Genomic DNA, 16386 nt, shown 5'->3' with positions numbered 1-16386 from the left:
GGGCGTTATGATTCAGTTTAATCAGATTAGTAAGCAGTACCAAATGGGGCAACAGCAAGTCGCCGCCCTCAACCAGGTCAGTGGTGAGATCAAGCAAGGTGAGATGGTTGCCCTATGTGGTCCTTCAGGTTCAGGTAAAAGTACGTTACTCAACATCTTAGGATTACTTGATATGGACTATCAGGGAGAAATCTCATTATCAGGCAACGCTTATCCAAAGGATCCTAAGCAAGCGGCATTGCTACGTCGAACCCAACTGGGTTTTGTGTTTCAAAAATTCAATCTTGTTCCGGTGATGACAGCGTGGGAAAACGTGGCTTATCCGTTGATGCTTAATGGCTATTCAGTCCAAGAACAAAAAAGGATGGCAAGCGAGCTGCTAGAACACGTTGGATTGGCGGAATTTAAAGATCATCGACCAGACAATCTATCGGGCGGCCAACAACAGAGAGTAGCGATTGCAAGAGCCTTAGTTCATAAACCACAGCTAGTAATTGCTGATGAACCCACAGCCAGTCTAGACAGCCGCACAGCAGGGATAGTGATTGATTTGATGAAAAACTTAGGTCACCAAATGGGCACGACATTTGTGGTTGCCACCCATGATTCGCGAATGGCTTTGCACTGTGACCGCTCGATAGATCTTGTTGATGGCCGCATAAATGAGGAGGCAATCAAATGGGCAAGTTAATTCCAGATTCACTACGCATTGCCTTTCTCAACCTGAAGAGAAACGGGCGCCGTAGCACCTTATCAATCTTGATCGTAGCGATTGCGATTTTTGCTCTTACATCGGCTGGTGGCTTCGGTCTTTATACTTATGACTCGCTGAAAGAGTCGACTGCTCGCGATACCGGTCACTTAACCATCAGCCAGCCAGACTACTTTGAAAAAGATGAAGAGATGCCGCTAGCCAACGGATTAGCTGGCTCAGGAAGTATTACCCAGCAGCTAATCGCCAACGAGCATGTTCGAGGTGTGCAGCCAAGAATCGACTTTACCGGTTTAGTTTCTAATGGCAGTAAATCGACCATCTTTGTTGGCATTGGCGTCAATGAACGAGAGTTCGATATGAAAGGGCCGTTCCTCGATGTACGTGAAGGAAAAACATTGTCGAGCCCTCAATCATCACGTTATGACCCGAGTGAGCCTGAAGTCATGTTGGGTGTCGATTTAGCCAGAAACCTAAGTGTGCAGCCGGGTGACTGGGTTACATTACTTGCGACAACCAGTGATGGCGCGTTAAATGCGTATGACTACAAAGTTCGTGGTATCTACTCAACAGGTGTGCCTGAGCTCGATAAGCGTCAGTTGTATATTCACGTGACTTCGGCGCAAGAGCTGTTGTCTAGCGATAAAGTCAGCACCTTATCTGTGTTCTTATTCGATACCGCCTTAACTGACAATATGCAATCTTGGGTAGAGCAAGCATTGGCTCGCGTTGACTTACCACAAGCAGTTGAAGTGACGCCTTGGCAAGAACGTGCCTTCTTCTACACCAAGGTAAAAGACTTATATGACCGAATCTTTGGCATCATGGGCGCGGTAATGGCGATGGTGGTTTTCGTTGCACTTTTCAACACGATGACGATGTCGGTGACAGAGCGCACTCGTGAGATTGGCACACTGTCAGCGCTTGGAACCTACCCGCGAGAGATTGTTTTAGGCTTTGTCAGAGAATCAGCCTTGCTCGCTTTAATTGGGTCAGCCATAGGTGGGCTATTGAGCCTGTTAACTAGCGGACTTTTGATGGTAGTTGATGTCCAAATGCCACCGCCGCCAGGACGCAGCGACGGCTATCCACTTAACATTTATTTTTCTCCTGAGTTATTTGCAGCCACGGCGCTAGGTGTATTGCTGATATGCGTTGCTGCTGCATGGTTATCGGTATCAAAAGGCGTTAAAAAACCAATCACGGAGGCACTTATCTATGTTTAATCGAATTAAATCTCTTCTTGTGTTGAGTGCTTTAGTTACCTCGACTGTGTATGCGAATGATGTTGAACAAATGGTGAAAAATGCCGATCAATTTCGCTTGGAATCTAAGTCGGCCAAAGTGGTTTCATTGGTGAGCTTGTATCAGAACGAACAGTTAGACAAAACTCGTCAATACAGCGTTTACACACGACCAAACCGAGAGTCTCTAGTTCTGTTCAAGTCGCAAGTGGAAGCGGGGCAGAAAATGCTGATGCTCGGTGATAACTACTGGCTAGTGATGCCGAAAAGTCGCCGCCCAATTCGCATTACTCCGATGCAGAAGCTGTTAGGTGAGGCATCAGTGGGTGATATCTCAACGCTAACTTGGAGCGAAGATTATCAGCCGAGCTTAATCACAACTGAAATGGTTGAATCTGGTGGGCAACAAATCAAAACCAATCAACTACAACTGCAGGCGACCACAAAAGGGGCCAGTTACCACCGAATCGATTTGTGGCTCAATCAATCGAATGACTTCCCCGTCAAAGCGGATCTCTATCTACGCTCAGGGAAACTGGCCAAACAAGCTTGGTTTACGGCGGGGGAGCGTGACGGTCAAACTCGCGTTGTTGCGATGACCTTACTTGATCAGATTCAACCTGCGAAAAAGACCGTAATTGAATATCAAGAGGTGACAGAAGCCGCGTTAGATGACAAGTACTACAACCCAGCTTATTTAACTCGTAACGCATTGTCGGAGCTATAAATGAAAATCAAAGCAGCGTGCGTCGCTGGGCTCATTTGGTCCGCTTCAAGCTACGGGCAAGCAGTGACATTCGATTGGGATTACATGCTAAGTGCCAGCACGACAACCCATCGCGACTCGCAACTACTGGGCGCAGCACCAGCATCCAATAGCCAAGCGGTGGATGCGTTGCTTGATGTTCAGTTTGAGGGTTACGGAGTCACAGGCTTAGTGGCACTGAAAGCCAATGATATCTACCACTCAGATTCACAACGCTCATACGATGATGAGTTGATTGTTCAAGAATTGTTTTGGCAAGGCAGTCTGTTTGATAGTGCGGTTGACTTTACTCTAGGCAAAGTGCGTCTCGACTGGGGAGTCGGTTACGGCTATCGACCATTAGATGTATTCAAACCTTATCGACGTAATCCGGTCGGTATCCAAGTTGAAGAAGGCACTGGAACCATGATGGCCTCTTACTTTGATATGGCGGGTGAGTGGTCATTGCTTTACACCGATTCGAGTTGGACCCAGCAAGAAGGCAGTGAGTTAGAGCAAGCTTCGGAGCAACAAGGGGTCGGCCTTCGTCGCTACGCTTTATTGGACGATTCTGAGTGGCAGGCACTGGTTTACTATGATGACGTTCGTGAAGGTTTAGTCGGCGGCTCTGTGGTAACAGTGCTTGATCCTGCGTGGTCGGTTCATGGTTCAGCGCTTTATCAAAGAAAATACTTGGGCTATCAACAATCGTCATTGTATCAACCGGTATCACTGGAGACAGAGAATAATGGTTATCAAGCATTGATTGGTTTGAACTGGGCTAATGCTATCGGAAATAACGTCATTTTAGAGTATTGGTATGACAGCAGAAGTTGGGGAAAAAGCGACTGGCAGAATGGTTTTGAACGAGTAGAGCAGTTGTCAGCGACTCCGGTATCGGCTTCACTGGCTAACTCTTATGCGCAAGGCCTAAATAATGCCAATTTAGTTAAGCACAACATCATGTTTCACTGGTCGCTCGACTCAAGCAGTTGGAGTCAGTGGGACTGGTCTGGCGACTGGTTATGGTTAGGTGATCTAACGCCAACGCTTGACGTGCTTTACTCACCTCAAGATCAAGGTGTCATCGCCACCCAGTGGCTCGAATATTCTGTCTATGATTCCGGTTCAGCGTCGTTTGTTACTGAATTTGCAGCACGTTTTATGACAGGTGAAAGTCGCTCTTTGTATGCAAACTTACCTGATAAGCGTATGATTTTTATAAACCTAAAAGGGAAGTTCTAATGGCAACACACAAAAACGCAAAGTCTGACGTGGTAAAGAGCTTTGGCTACACAGCCGCATTTTGTGCTGTTATCGCCCTTGTGACTCAGACCATTTGGCCAAGTGCTTATATTGAACACCTTGTGATCAGTCTCGGCTATGGTTTTAGTTCTGTGGTCGGTTCCATTGCCATCAGTCGCTGGAAGCCAGAGCTATCAACAAGGTATGTTAACTTTTTCTCGCTAGTGATTGCGATGGTCATCGGGACATCCAATGCTTACTTTTGGCTTAATAGTTACGATAACTTCAGTGAGCTAAGCCAGTTAAAACCGGTGGCAATCTTAGGGCTGATTTTCACTATCACCTGCTTTTCTTACTTTTACATTTATGAGCAAAAGCTGCTCGCGCAGAAAGAGTTAGAGAAAGCTAAGCGACTTCAATCGGAGCAAGAAAAAGCCTTAGTGTTAAGTCAGCTACGCCAATTACAAAGCCAGATCGAGCCGCATTTCTTGTTTAATACTTTAGCCAACGTTAATGCCTTGATAAGCCACGACCCAAAAGCGGCGCAGCATATGCTCGACAAACTTACAGAGCTGCTTAGGGGAGCGGTAATCAATAGTCGCCAAGAGAGTTCATCAATGACTGCCGAGCTTAACCTTGTTGATGCCTATTTAGCGATCCAGAAGATTCGTTTAGGTGAGCGTTTGGAATATCGAATAGATAATCAGTTGACTGAGCCAATGCCACTCGCGCCTTTGCTTATCCAGCCTTTGGTAGAAAACGCGATACAACATGGTATTGAACCTAAAGTCGACGGTGGAGAGATCGAAATCAAAGTCTCACAAAAAGAACAATTTGTGTGCATAGAAGTTAATGACTCTGGGGTAGGATTAACGCAATCTACGAATAGCAGTGGTCACGGTATTGGTTTACAAAATACCCGAGAAAGAATCGGTGCTTTGTATGGGGAACTTGCTGAGTTATCGATAAAGCAGTCCAATTTGGGTGGTGTTCAATCGTCGATTTGCATTCCGACTGAGAGCTTACGAGTATAGGAACGAGAGTTATGGTTGATAAAGGATATCGCGCAGTTATAGCAGATGATGAACCATTGCTGCGTCACCACCTTAATAAGCTTCTTGCTGATGCGTGGCCGGAGCTAGAGATCGTTGGTTTAGCGAAGAACGGTCAAGAAGCGCTTGAGCTCATCGAGCTGCATCAACCAGAGATTATATTTCTCGATATCAAAATGCCGCAACTTGATGGCATGTCAGCGGCGAAAGTCATCGCCAAGAGTGGCAGTGAGGCGCAAGTCGTTTTTGTCACAGCCTACGATGAGTTTGCATTACAAGCGTTTGAAGCCAACGCGGCCGATTACCTGCTTAAACCTTTGTCGGAACAACGCCTTGACCAATGTGTCGCTAAGCTTAAACGTCGCCTGAATAGTCAGCAGGCGCAACCTTCTCAGCCTGATGTCTCTGCGCTTATCAATCAAATACAGCAACTGAGTAGTCAAAATACGCCGAGTTACTTGAGTTGGTTACGCGCCAGCAAAGGCGATGATATCCATCTAATTGCTATATCCGATGTACTCTATTTTAAAGCGGAAGATAAATACGTCTCTGTTTTTGCTAAGAGTGGCAGTAAAACAAACGAATACCTGCTAAGAACCTCACTAAAAGAGCTGATGCAGCAACTTGATCCCAACCAATTCTGGCAGATCCATCGCTCAACGATTGTGAATGTTTCGGCGATAGAAAAGGTCAAGAAAGTGATTACCGGCAAAATGGTTGTTATGGTGGGTAATGAAAAGCTCCCCGTCAGCCGTGCAATGCAGAGTCAATTTACTAACTTATGGTAGTTAGGGAAACAGCCACCAATAGGAAAGCCGCCATGAAACAAGCCAACAAACTCTATTACGTCTACGACCCAATGTGCTCTTGGTGCTGGGGGTATAAACCCGTTTGGACGCAAATCATGACCTCGCTGAAAGATAAACTGGTAGTGCAGTATGTGGTGGGCGGTTTAGCACCAGACTCGGACGAGCCAATGCCTGAACCAATGAGAGAGCAGATCGCTTCTTATTGGAAAAAGATCGAAAACTACCTCGGTACTGAGTTTAACTACCAATTCTGGACACAATGCACACCTAGACGCTCCACTTATCCCTCTTGTCGTGCGGCATTAGCTGCCCGTAAGCAACATGCAGAGCGACAAATGGTTGAGGCGATTCAAGCGGCATACTACCTAGAGGCGAGAAACCCAAGTGATAGCGATGTGCTTATCTCAGTAGCGGAAAAAATTGGTTTAGATGTTAAGCAATTTGAGCAAGACTACTGTTCGCCTGAGCTCAATCAAGCACTTATGCAAGAGCTGAAGTTTGCTCGTAGTATCGGTGGGAATAGCTTTCCCTCGTTGTTTCTACAAACTGAGTCTGGCATTGTAGAGCTACCAATAGATTATCAATCTGCCCAAGTGACCCTTGAGCAGATAGAAGGGTTGATCTAAACGCGGATATTAAGCTGGGAGCGCTAAGCAGAGAAATAGGGTTGCCATTGGCGTAAAGTGCAAGGCAACTCGTCCTTCTCCCGCTTGAACGATAAGCTGGCAATCGCATTCATTGAGCTTATCACGCATGGTGTAGATACCGTCTTTTAAGTGCCACTCTGCGATGAGATGCTGAGGTATATTCAACGCCAGTTGGCTTGCCTCTTGGTTACTAAAGTTAGTGGCTATTACGAGTACTTGATTGCCATCTGAGCGTGCAAAGGCATACAGTTTGTCCTGCATATGAGCGAAGTTTTCATAGTTAGCCGCATACAAATCATGATATTCCCCAGTCAACGCTGAATGGTTTAACGTTAGGTTAAGCAGCGTTTGATAGAACTCTCTTAGCTGTGTCTCACTTTTGCTTAATAGACCGCCATCGAAAGCCCCATTGTTCATCCACCTTTGATGCGCAGGCACGCCAATGTAATCGAAAATCGATGTTCTGGTTGGGAGTCCAAAGCCTGCATTTTCTTCGCCTTTTTCTCCGACTTCCTGACCAAAGTAGATCATCGTCGGGGCAGAAGATAAGCACGCTGAAATCAACATCGCGGGCTTACCGTTTTCGCCACTGCCTGCAAACTCAGAGCAAGCAAGTCTCTGCTCGTCATGATTATCTAAAAAATGCAGCATGTGGTGTTCAATATCGCGCAGTTGATATTCGATTCGGCCAATCTCTGCGGTTGAGGCCTGGCCGCGAATAATGGCTTTTAAGCTGTCGTATAGGTCGACCTTATCGTAGAGGTAGTCCATTTTTCCAAGCTGGATATAGTCACGATACAGCTCAGGTTGGTAGACCTCGGCCATTAATAACGCGTCAGGCTGTTGGTGCTTGATGGAGCTATTTAGGTAACTCCAGAACTCAACGGGCACCATCTCTGCCATGTCGTAGCGAAACCCATCAACCCCTTCTTCTAGCCAATAGAGAGCGATATCGCGAAACTTTTTCCACGAATCAGGCACGGATTTATCTAACCAAAACTGATAGTGCTGCTGCGCAGACAGATCTCCAAACTCTTTCGGTAGAGCATCAAAGTCTCTTGTGCCGTCAGGTTTCACACCATAGTTGATCTTAACAGTCTCATACCAATCATCATGGTTCGGTTTGGCGAGTCGAGAACCATTACCTGTCCATTTTGCTGGGAACTCAAAGTAGGGATCCTTTAGAAGAGGGTGCTGTTCCCCACCAAGCGGCGGAAACTTCGTTAGCGCATCGGGAAGCTCAAATGCCTGCTGCGGAATGTAGTAAAAGTTATTGTCTCGATGATATTCAATATCAGTATTGTCAGTCGCGCCAAAATCATCGACCCCGATAGGATTGTTTAGTCCTTGATACGCGCGCGCGACATGATTCGGCACAATATCGATGATCACTTTCATGCCCGCATCATGGGTACGCTTGATTAAATCAGCAAATTCTTGATTTCTTTTCGCCGGGTCGTCAGCTAAATCTGGATTAACAGAATAGTAGTCTTTCACCGCATACGGCGAACCAGCGCGTCCCTTAACAATGCTAGGGTGGTCATTGCTAATGCCGAACTTTGAATAGTCATTAATTAATGCGTGGTGAGGAACACCAGTATACCAAATGTGGGTGATGCCAAGTTTGCGTATTTCATTTAATGCAGTGTCGGTAAAGTCACTGAATTTGCCTACACCATTTTCCTCTAGGGTGCCCCAAGGTAAATTGACTTGCTTTTTATTGCCAAAGAGTCGGGTAAAGACTTGATAGATATTGTGCTTTTTCATCAAATTTAACGTTAATAAGGCTGTTAGATTTAGGCTAGTTTAATAGGCAGAGGGTTAACTCATCCCTAGCTATCAAATTTAGGGCGTAGTATTTGAAAATGTGAGCTTGGTTGTATCGACGGAGGGGGGCCTTCTGGCCCGACACCACACCACGAGATGATGAAGGAGTACATCATTCCTACATTTTTGTCTGCAAACTAGTGTGACGTTACCGATTCTACTGGGCAAAATCTCACAGAATCACAATCTCTGTGAGCACTCTTTCTTATGGGGTTCGTTGTTAAGTAGTTGGTTTTACATTTGTATTTGCTAATTCTTTGGTTTTTTTGCTACGAAAGTTAACTTTGACAGCTGTGGGCAACTTCCTAAGCTTAAAGAGGTACAACGTCAGCTGAAAAGGAGAACATAATGGCGAAATTCCAACAGGATATTCCCAATCGAGTCACTGTTTATCATGATGATATCGACCAAGAGAAAGCATTAAAAAATGCCATGTTGCCTGAGAAACCACGCTACTTTAATGGCTCACCAACATACGAAGCGTCTAGCGTCGATGAGTTCAAAACCAAACTCAGCCAGATTGGAATGTCTTTTGATGGATAAGGCTTAACGAACAAATAAAAAAGGCAGCACGAAGCTGCCTTTGTTCTTTTATGTTGAGCGAGTTATAAGCTCAAGGTGCCATTTAGGTACGTGAGACCATTTTCAACATCTTGACCCAGCAAAACAGGCCCATCTAAATCGACGATTTCTGCTCTTGTCGCAATGGGCAGGGCAGCTTTCATTGCTATTGATGTGCCAAGCATACAACCTACCATGATAGAGAAACCTAAAGCGCGAGCTCTGGTTTCTAATTCAAGTGCCTCGGTGAGTCCACCTGTCTTATCGAGTTTTATATTGATCATTTCATAACGATCAACAAGCTCGGAAAGGTGCTCTGCGGTGTGGCAGCTTTCGTCGGCGCATAATGGAATCGGGTGCGCAACATCGGCCAACTTAGAGTCGTTATCTGACGGAAGTGGCTGCTCAATCATCGCAATATCGTATTGAGTGAGCATCGTAAACAGTTCATCAAGGTCTAACTCTGCCCATGCCTCATTAGCATCAAGAATAATTTTACATGTTGGCGCTGACTGGCGCACCGCGGCGACTTTCTCTATTACTTGTTCAGCATCAAGCTTAACCTTTAGCAGGGTCGCGCCTTGCTGGGCATATTCTCGGGCTTGTTTAGCCATTGTTTCTACATCGCCAATCGACACTGTCATTGCGGTCTCAATTGTGGGCGAAATGTCGAAAAAGGGTGCAGGAAACTGACTTTGTTCCATTTGAGCAATAAGCTGCCATAGGGCGCAGTCGATCGCATTTCGAGCAGCGCCAGCAGGCATCGTCTGTAATCGCTGCTTAGCTTGGAAAGGCGACATTTTTTCTATCTCCGGAATCCAAGCGGAGATTTGTGCCATGACGGACTCGACACTCTCACCATATCGTGGATAAGGCGTACATTCTCCGATTGCTTGCCACTGGTTATACTGGATGGTCACTCTCACAACGTGGCAATGTGTGCGTGCACCGCGCGATATGACAAACGGCGTAGCGAGTTCGATTAAGTGGGAGTGAGCCTGTATTTGCATGAACTTTCCTTAGTAAGATGACAATGCATCCGCGATGGACTGGATACCAAAACGAACTGGATCAGTAACAGGGACTTGGTATTTCTCCTGCCAATCTGCACACAATGCTTGAGCTTCTTGCTCATTGACCGCTGAGGTATTGAGGCTGATCCCCGCGAGCTTGACGTCTGGATTGGTTAAACGTGCCGCATTTAGATTCGCTTCGATGCTATCGGAAATAGATGGCACCTTACAGTGTGGCAGATGACGTATATGAGCGCGGTTCAATTCATGACATAAAACGAGTGCATCTGCTTGTGCACCGTGCAATAAACCTAAACTGACGCCAGCAAAAGACGGGTTAAACAATGATCCTTGTCCTTCGATAATATCCCACTCATGGTCATCGAAGTTTGGGCTAATGGCCTCAACCGCACCGGAAATAAAATCGGCTACAACAGCATCAATTGAGATACCAGCGCCATCAATCAAAATTCCAGTTTGTCCTGTCGCTTTAAATCTAGCGTCTACTCCTTTAGATTGCATCGCTTTTTCAAGCGCCAACGCAGTAAACATCTTGCCTACGGAGCAATCTGTTCCGACGGTGAGTATTCTTTTTCCTTGGCGTGGCTTACCATTGCCGACAGCCAGCGGCGCATCGTAATGACGAACGTCATGTAAACGGGTGACCCCCGTCGCAACGAGTTCCTTAAGCTCTGGGATTTCGCTTAGGCGAGTATGCATTCCCGAAGCAATTTCGAAGCCCATTTTGGCTGCCTCGATTAAGGTGTCACGCCAAGTTTCAGGAATGACACCACCGGCATTAGCAGTACCAATCACCAAGGTCTTTGCCCCTAAGTTCTTGGCTTGAACAAGGTCTAGTTCCTTAAGCCCTAGTGAGACAGTCTCGTCTGTAAGTCTTAGCTGGCCAACGCAGTAACTAGGTCGCCAAAGTGCGATTCCTCGTGCTGTTTTTGCCGCAATAGGGTCAGTGACGTCGCCAAGAAAAAGTAGATAAGGTTGAGCAATAGACATAAGCATCCTTGTTGCAAAATAGGTGGTTTTAGACAGCCTATCTTGCGTTGGAAAGCGCGACGAATGCTTATATGTGATTAGGGTATAACTTTAGGTTATAGACTGGCTGAGTTGGTCAACAAACCACTTTGCGGCAATGCTCAGTGGTCGATGTTCGGCATGCAATAAAGAGACGGAGACATTAATGGTCGGCTTCAGTCGATGTCGATTTACTTTGTGTTGGTATTGGCTTGCGGTCCATGGGTCGACAATCGCATTACCCGCTCCCGCAACGACCAATTCTGCTGCGGCGCTGTAGTTTCGCATCGTCACTTTTGAGTGGTAATTAGGGTTGAGAGCATGAATAGCTTGGTGGAGATGCAAGCCAAGTGGATCTCGGGTGTCTAGGCCGATCAAGGTGGTTTGTGATCCGAGAAGCTCGCTCAATGTCAATGCACCACTCAATGTACTAGAGAGCGGTGTTAGTACCTCAAGCTCAGTATTTAATAAGGTTTTCTGGACAATAGAAGTAGGGGCTTCGTCACCAAATCCGATCGCGAGGTCGAGTTTGTTTTTAAGTAGGGCATCAGATAACTCGTCACGATTAGCTGTCGAAACTTCAATGGTATAGTTTGTCTCGTGGCAGATAGTCGCGATAAGCGGGGCAAGTAACCCTGCCGCCAAGATCGGTGGAGCTCCAATCATCAGATGTTTCTCACCGGCTTTAATCTTGTTGGTTAAATTTCTAAATTGCCCAAGTTGCTGATAGACCTTTTCTGCCTCCGGTAAGAGTAATTGTGCTTCTTGAGTTGGTACTAAACGACCTTTTACTCGTTCAAATAGAGCAAAGCCCAGCTGAAGCTCAGTATGTGATAGCACCCTAGTGACATTGGGTTGCGACACGTGCAGTTGCTTTGCAGCTCCCGAAACCGTGCCTGTTTTCATTACCGCGTAAAACACTTCGAGCTGTCTTAGGTTCACTGGCGATCCTCAATCTCTATTTGAATGCCTTTACTCTAATGGAAATCAGCGATTTAAAAAAGAATGTGAGCAAGCTGTTGATCCCTCTAGCCGTCTCGGCCTTACTTTTCTTAAACGTCTGCCTTCCCTGTTCGTTTATAAAGTCGACTGGATTTTTATCATATAAAAGCCACACTTACTGATATATCAGTTAACAGCAAACTTTTGAACCACAATAACTGAGCTCAGGGTGCACGAATAAGGATTTGAGTCATGCGGAACTTAGGATTTAGAAAACTACTATTGATATCAATTGTAGGGCTAGTTGTCGTCTCGGTGTCGGCGTCTAGCTATATCGCTTACGTTAAACAGAAAGCAAGTTTGGTGGAGTTAATAACTAAGACCAATAAAGACTATGTAAAAAGCGAAGCAGAGCAAATCGCGGCTCAATTGAATGAAAAGGTCAACGGCCTTGATAAGTTGGGGCAGCATTTTGACAATAAGCCTATCACCGGGACCGCAGACGATTTTATTGAACTCACTCATATCTTTTCTAAAGCAATGAACTTAAACAGTTCGGTGGTGGCATTTACCAATGGTGATGCTTATTGGAATCAAACTGCTAAAACTTGGCCTAATCACAAGTTCGATGGGGATGTGACGACAAGAGGTTGGTACCAACTCGGTAGACAAAGCTCCTCTGCGGCGATTTCTGAACCCTATCAGGGAAGCGAGGGGGACGTTTATTGGGTGTCGATTGTGCGTAAAACATTAAGCGGTATGATTTCTGCGGACATGCAACTGGGTTTCTTAAATGACATCGCTAAAAATGCTAATGAGATACCAGGGGCTGTCGCGGTAATTCTTAATCACGATACAACCGTGCTCGCTTCATCGATCAATGAGGTAAAAGCAGGCACTAAAGCCGACAGTGTCGATTGGCTAAATACCGTTGCAAAGCAGGTGATTGGCAATGTTGATTCTGTGTTTGATGGTTCGATAGGTGACAAAGATGAGCTGTTTTTCTCTCACCAAGTCAAAGTTGCGGACAAAAACTGGTATTTTGTTATTGGGATTGAAAAAGCCGTCGCGTTTTCTGCGCTTACTTCTGCCAAACAAGCTGCAATAACAACCGCAGTCATTGCGACCGTCGTCAGTATTGTTCTTGCTTTGATCATCATGAACATACTTTATCGCCCAATCCTTGTGTTGAAAGAGACCGTTATGGGACTCAGTGAAGGTAATGGTGACCTAACTCAACGCATTGAGGTAAAAACTCACGATGACCTTGGCCAGATTTCTGAAGGGGTCAATGCCTTTATCGCAAACCTCCAATCCATGATGCTTGAAATTAGTGAGGTGACTAACCACCTCAATGAAAATGTTGATCGGATGAAAGATCAGAGTCAGAGAAACAGTGTGATTCTTCAAAACCATGTTCAAGAGACGGAGCAAGTCGTCACCGCGATTGAGGAGATGAACTCTACCGCCGAATCAATGGCAACCGATGCTGCGAATACCGCTCAGCTGACGCACAAAGCGAGTGAAGCAGGCTCTGCGTCAAAAGATACCGTGACTCAAGCACAGAACAATGTAAATGAGCTAGTGGAAGATGTAAGTGTCGCTTCTGAGAACGTGAATAGCATGGCCTCAGAGACCGATGGTATTAACACCATCTTAGGGGTGATAGGGGATATTGCGGAACAAACCAACTTGCTTGCATTGAACGCGGCAATTGAAGCAGCAAGAGCGGGCGAGCAAGGACGAGGTTTTGCGGTGGTTGCTGATGAAGTTCGTAACCTTGCAAGTCGCACAAAAGCCAGTACCGAAGAGATCGAAGCCGCATTAGCCAGCTTATTAAAAGGCAGTCAGTCGGTTGTTGATTCCATGGACTCGACAAAAGAGAAGTGCGCGCAGACTGCTGAGGGAGCAGGAGAAGTGGCAAGCAGTCTTGATGTCATGACGGACTTTGTTACCGACATTAATGATCTGAGTACACAGATAGCGACGGCTGCGGAAGAACAAAGCAGTGTGACTCAGGAGCTGAGCAGAAACATGACTGCGATTAATGACATCGTTGGTGAGCTTGATGCCAATGGTCAAACAGCACTAGAAGAGGCTCAAGCCATATCGGATATGAATCACACCCTCACATCGATTGTTGGGCGATTTAAGCTTTCTTAGAGCTGGGACCGATATGCTTCAGATCGAGATAAACTCAATGTTTTGTGAGCTACATCTTCATTCGTCCTTCTCGCTACAACCCACTTGGTGCTACCCTGAACCTCAAGTTAACTTAAGGAACGGTATTTAAACTTGCAGGGAGGTGAGAATGGAAATGAGCGTCGGTGAAGTCGCAAAACGCGCGGGAGTAAAGGTCTCAGCACTGCACTTCTATGAGCAAAAAGGATTGATCCATAGCTGGCGTAACCAAGGTAATCAGCGTCGTTACGATCGCAGTGTATTACGGCGTATTGCGGTTATTAAAGCCGCGCAAGAGGTTGGTTTGACCCTTGAAGAGATTGTCGACTCTTTGTCGTACTTACCCAAGCATCACGCGCCGAACCGCAAAGAGTGGGAGCAGATGGCATCAGGCTGGAAAGCGTTGCTTGAGCATCGTATTCAACAGATGAAAGCACTACAAGAAGATCTTGGCGGTTGTATTGGTTGCGGCTGTTTGTCGATGGAATCCTGCGCAATATACAATCCGCAAGATATTCGCGCGGAAACCTTTAAAGGCAAAACCATGCTCACTAATCCAGAGGAATGGTCACAAGGAGAGAGCGAACCCGAGCAATAACGGCAGAGTGATGATGCTAAAGAAGTTGCCAAAAAGTACCATGGAAGCCACTTTTGTCGGTTCAATTTGAAAACGTTCAGCGAACAGATAGTTCATCACCGCTGGAGGCAACATGGTAAACAGTACCATCATTTGTAATTGCATGGTTGGTAGCGGAATAAAGAAGTAGATAATGCTAAATGCAATCGCTCCGGTGAAGAGTGACAAAAGAGTGGATACAACCCCAACTTTTAATCCACTTAGACGCATGTTACACATCTGAGCGCCGAGCGAGAGCAACATAACGGGTACCGCTGCTTGGCCTAATAAGCTGGTTGCTTCATAAAGTGGCTTCCACACACCTACACCAGACAGGTTGAGCAGTAAGGCGGCGGAAGCAGCAAGAAAAATCGGCATTCTTATAATCTGTTTTATTGGGTTTCCTTCACTAAGTAACGCCAGTCCAATACTGATATGAAGACAGGCAGACACGACAAACAATAAGACGGCAGGGGCAAGAGCCGTATCGCCAAATGTGTAGGTGAACAGAGGTATCGCTAAGTTGCCGCTATTGCGGAACATATGCAAAGGTGCCCAAGCTTTAAATCTGACTTTCATGGCATAACAGATTGGCACCATCACCAAACCGGGAATCAACACTGCAACAATCGATGCACTCAACAGAGGTACTTGTTCAGTATCCAGTGGCATAGCAACTAGCGATGAAAACACCAGCGCGGGAGTAAACGCATCCATATTGATTCGGTTGATGGGTTTAAAGTCTGGTTTCAACCAGCGACCTACCGAAAAACCGACAGCAATCAAGGCAAAGACAGGGAAAAGAATACCGACGACTTGTTCTAACATGCTGACCGTAAAGAAGTGTTTATGGGGATTGGTTGTTCCAAGTTAACGGATTCTTGGCCAATTAAACAGCGAAAACATTCCTGTTGTGTTGTTTTAGTGACGTTGAGACAAGAGCCGATATGCTAGTTGCACATCGACTGATATCAAAAGTGGGAGCACTAGTCTTGTTGGCGATACTTATGCAATAAATCAATCGGGATATGGCAATAGTCATCAGGACAGCGCGTCAGTCGGTCTTGATGCTCTTGATCGCTTTTTACGTAGTTGAGGAGCGGCTTAACTTCGACGGCGATTCTGTCGCTATCTGCTCTATTATCGATATAGTGCTGAGCTTGTTGGAGGTGTTCTGCAACCCGGCTGTAAATACCAGTACGGTACTTCTCTCCGACATCGTCACCTTGTTTGTTAACACTGTATGGGTCAATGATCTCAAACAGACAGTCCATGAGTTGTTCTATGGAAATGACACTCGGGTCAAACTGGGTACGCACGCACTCAGCGTAGCCATCATAAGGGGCGTTAGTGATATTACTCTGACCATTTGCTCGGCCCGCTTCAGTTTGAATTACCCCTGGGATGTGTCTCACAAACTCCTGTACACCCCACAAGCAGCCACCTGCAATATAGATTTCTTCCAATCTTCTACCATTTTAAGGACGATTAATTGATGTGTGTATTAGAGCAGCTCTTACTGTTAAGTAACAGAGTTAAGATGATTGTCCTCCTCGAAATAAGCATTCTCTAACGTGGAAACGTACCGAATAATGTGACAAAGAACATACTTTTAGTGTGTATATAGGCTGTTTCTATAAATTAATGAGTTTCTGATGCCAGATTACAAATCGATAGTCTAAGTTTATATGTGCTAGGTTTCTTATTGTTGGGGTGTGTAGAGTGTGTCAATTGTGACTAAACCAAAGTTGGCCTTTATAGTC

At 45.8% G+C, this 16386-nt stretch carries 16 protein-coding genes; 10 read left to right on the top strand and 6 right to left on the bottom strand.

Annotation, left to right across the window (positions count from 1 at the left end; all coding sequences use genetic code 11):
* Positions 1 to 7 precede the first annotated feature (7 nt).
* Genes VIA_RS07305 through VIA_RS07275 form a run of 7 tightly spaced genes read left to right on the top strand, consistent with a single transcriptional unit; the run spans position 8 to position 6433 of the window.
* Positions 8 to 691: an ABC transporter ATP-binding protein gene (locus tag VIA_RS07305; protein ID WP_004412138.1), complete on the top strand. Its 684-nt coding sequence runs from the start codon at positions 8 to 10 to the stop codon at positions 689 to 691.
* Entirely contained in the window at positions 679 to 1938 is a 1260-nt protein-coding gene (locus VIA_RS07300; protein WP_004412136.1) for an ABC transporter permease, read from the top strand. The genes VIA_RS07305 and VIA_RS07300 overlap by 13 nt, the downstream gene beginning before the upstream one ends.
* Positions 1931 to 2683 (top strand): outer membrane lipoprotein-sorting protein, encoded by a 753-nt coding sequence (locus VIA_RS07295; protein WP_004412135.1) that lies wholly within the window; start codon positions 1931 to 1933, stop codon positions 2681 to 2683. Before VIA_RS07300 ends, VIA_RS07295 begins: the two co-directional genes overlap by 8 nt.
* Positions 2684 to 3946: a hypothetical protein gene (locus VIA_RS07290; protein ID WP_004412134.1), complete on the top strand. Its 1263-nt coding sequence runs from the start codon at positions 2684 to 2686 to the stop codon at positions 3944 to 3946.
* Entirely contained in the window at positions 3946 to 4980 is a 1035-nt protein-coding gene (locus VIA_RS07285) for a sensor histidine kinase (protein ID WP_004412132.1), read from the top strand. The genes VIA_RS07290 and VIA_RS07285 overlap by 1 nt, the downstream gene beginning before the upstream one ends.
* Positions 4981 to 4991: 11 nt before the next feature.
* Entirely contained in the window at positions 4992 to 5786 is a 795-nt protein-coding gene (locus tag VIA_RS07280) for a LytR/AlgR family response regulator transcription factor (RefSeq protein WP_004412131.1), read from the top strand.
* A gap of 32 nt (positions 5787 to 5818) precedes the next feature.
* Positions 5819 to 6433, top strand: coding sequence for a DsbA family protein (locus tag VIA_RS07275; RefSeq protein ID WP_004412129.1), 615 nt, complete (start codon positions 5819 to 5821; stop codon positions 6431 to 6433).
* A gap of 9 nt (positions 6434 to 6442) precedes the next feature.
* Here VIA_RS07275 and VIA_RS07270 read toward each other — a convergent pair whose 3' ends face one another.
* A complete protein-coding gene (locus VIA_RS07270) occupies positions 6443 to 8221 on the bottom strand; it encodes an alpha-amylase family protein (protein ID WP_004412127.1) in 1779 nt (592 codons plus the stop codon).
* 408 nt (positions 8222 to 8629) lie between these two features.
* Between VIA_RS07270 and VIA_RS07265 the strand changes: the two genes are divergently transcribed.
* A complete protein-coding gene (locus VIA_RS07265) occupies positions 8630 to 8824 on the top strand; it encodes a hypothetical protein (RefSeq protein ID WP_004412124.1) in 195 nt (64 codons plus the stop codon).
* Positions 8825 to 8886: 62 nt separating this feature from the next.
* Here VIA_RS07265 and dgcA read toward each other — a convergent pair whose 3' ends face one another.
* The 3 genes from dgcA to VIA_RS07250 all read right to left on the bottom strand — a co-directional run bounded on the left by dgcA (position 8887) and on the right by VIA_RS07250 (position 11826).
* Positions 8887 to 9852 (bottom strand): N-acetyl-D-Glu racemase DgcA, encoded by a 966-nt coding sequence (gene dgcA, locus VIA_RS07260; protein ID WP_038210745.1) that lies wholly within the window; start codon positions 9850 to 9852, stop codon positions 8887 to 8889.
* 9 nt (positions 9853 to 9861) lie between these two features.
* Positions 9862 to 10866, bottom strand: coding sequence for an N-acetyltransferase DgcN (dgcN, locus tag VIA_RS07255; RefSeq protein ID WP_004412117.1), 1005 nt, complete (start codon positions 10864 to 10866; stop codon positions 9862 to 9864).
* A gap of 90 nt (positions 10867 to 10956) precedes the next feature.
* The gene (locus VIA_RS07250; RefSeq protein ID WP_004412115.1) at positions 10957 to 11826 is read right to left on the bottom strand and encodes a LysR family transcriptional regulator; all 870 of its coding nucleotides are present in this window, start codon (positions 11824 to 11826) and stop codon (positions 10957 to 10959) included.
* A 252-nt stretch (positions 11827 to 12078) separates the two neighbouring features.
* On the opposite strand from VIA_RS07250, the gene VIA_RS07245 reads away from it, so the two are divergent.
* Positions 12079 to 13989: a methyl-accepting chemotaxis protein gene (locus VIA_RS07245; RefSeq protein WP_004412113.1), complete on the top strand. Its 1911-nt coding sequence runs from the start codon at positions 12079 to 12081 to the stop codon at positions 13987 to 13989.
* 148 nt (positions 13990 to 14137) lie between these two features.
* Positions 14138 to 14605 carry a redox-sensitive transcriptional activator SoxR gene (gene soxR / locus VIA_RS07240; RefSeq protein ID WP_004412111.1) on the top strand — a complete coding sequence of 156 codons (468 nt, stop codon included), beginning with the start codon at positions 14138 to 14140 and terminating at the stop codon, positions 14603 to 14605.
* On the opposite strand, the gene VIA_RS07235 is transcribed toward soxR, so the two are convergent.
* A complete protein-coding gene (locus VIA_RS07235) occupies positions 14576 to 15451 on the bottom strand; it encodes an AEC family transporter (RefSeq protein ID WP_004412110.1) in 876 nt (291 codons plus the stop codon). The genes soxR and VIA_RS07235 overlap by 30 nt on opposite strands.
* A gap of 158 nt (positions 15452 to 15609) precedes the next feature.
* Entirely contained in the window at positions 15610 to 16089 is a 480-nt protein-coding gene (locus VIA_RS07230) for a peptide-methionine (S)-S-oxide reductase (protein WP_004412108.1), read from the bottom strand.
* Positions 16090 to 16386: the final 297 nt, after the last annotated feature.

Source organism: Vibrio orientalis CIP 102891 = ATCC 33934 (assembly GCF_000176235.1).
Classification (GTDB): domain Bacteria; phylum Pseudomonadota; class Gammaproteobacteria; order Enterobacterales; family Vibrionaceae; genus Vibrio; species Vibrio orientalis.
The sequence above is the reverse complement of the archived record's forward strand: the minus strand, read 5'-3'. Positions and strand labels throughout refer to the sequence as shown.

What these genes read in the sequence shown, in the direction of transcription:
- VIA_RS07305 (WP_004412138.1), top strand. Translation starts at nt 8, where the DNA reads ATGATTCAGTTTAATCAGATTAGTAAGCAGTACCAAATGGGGCAACAG.
- VIA_RS07300 (WP_004412136.1), top strand. Translation starts at nt 679, where the DNA reads ATGGGCAAGTTAATTCCAGATTCACTACGCATTGCCTTTCTCAACCTG.
- VIA_RS07295 (WP_004412135.1), top strand. Translation starts at nt 1,931, where the DNA reads ATGTTTAATCGAATTAAATCTCTTCTTGTGTTGAGTGCTTTAGTTACC.
- VIA_RS07290 (WP_004412134.1), top strand. Translation starts at nt 2,684, where the DNA reads ATGAAAATCAAAGCAGCGTGCGTCGCTGGGCTCATTTGGTCCGCTTCA.
- VIA_RS07285 (WP_004412132.1), top strand. Translation starts at nt 3,946, where the DNA reads ATGGCAACACACAAAAACGCAAAGTCTGACGTGGTAAAGAGCTTTGGC.
- VIA_RS07280 (WP_004412131.1), top strand. Translation starts at nt 4,992, where the DNA reads ATGGTTGATAAAGGATATCGCGCAGTTATAGCAGATGATGAACCATTG.
- VIA_RS07275 (WP_004412129.1), top strand. Translation starts at nt 5,819, where the DNA reads ATGAAACAAGCCAACAAACTCTATTACGTCTACGACCCAATGTGCTCT.
- VIA_RS07270 (WP_004412127.1), bottom strand. Translation starts at nt 8,221, where the DNA reads ATGAAAAAGCACAATATCTATCAAGTCTTTACCCGACTCTTTGGCAAT.
- VIA_RS07265 (WP_004412124.1), top strand. Translation starts at nt 8,630, where the DNA reads ATGGCGAAATTCCAACAGGATATTCCCAATCGAGTCACTGTTTATCAT.
- dgcA (WP_038210745.1), bottom strand. Translation starts at nt 9,852, where the DNA reads ATGCAAATACAGGCTCACTCCCACTTAATCGAACTCGCTACGCCGTTT.
- dgcN (WP_004412117.1), bottom strand. Translation starts at nt 10,866, where the DNA reads ATGTCTATTGCTCAACCTTATCTACTTTTTCTTGGCGACGTCACTGAC.
- VIA_RS07245 (WP_004412113.1), top strand. Translation starts at nt 12,079, where the DNA reads ATGCGGAACTTAGGATTTAGAAAACTACTATTGATATCAATTGTAGGG.
- soxR (WP_004412111.1), top strand. Translation starts at nt 14,138, where the DNA reads ATGGAAATGAGCGTCGGTGAAGTCGCAAAACGCGCGGGAGTAAAGGTC.
- VIA_RS07235 (WP_004412110.1), bottom strand. Translation starts at nt 15,451, where the DNA reads ATGTTAGAACAAGTCGTCGGTATTCTTTTCCCTGTCTTTGCCTTGATT.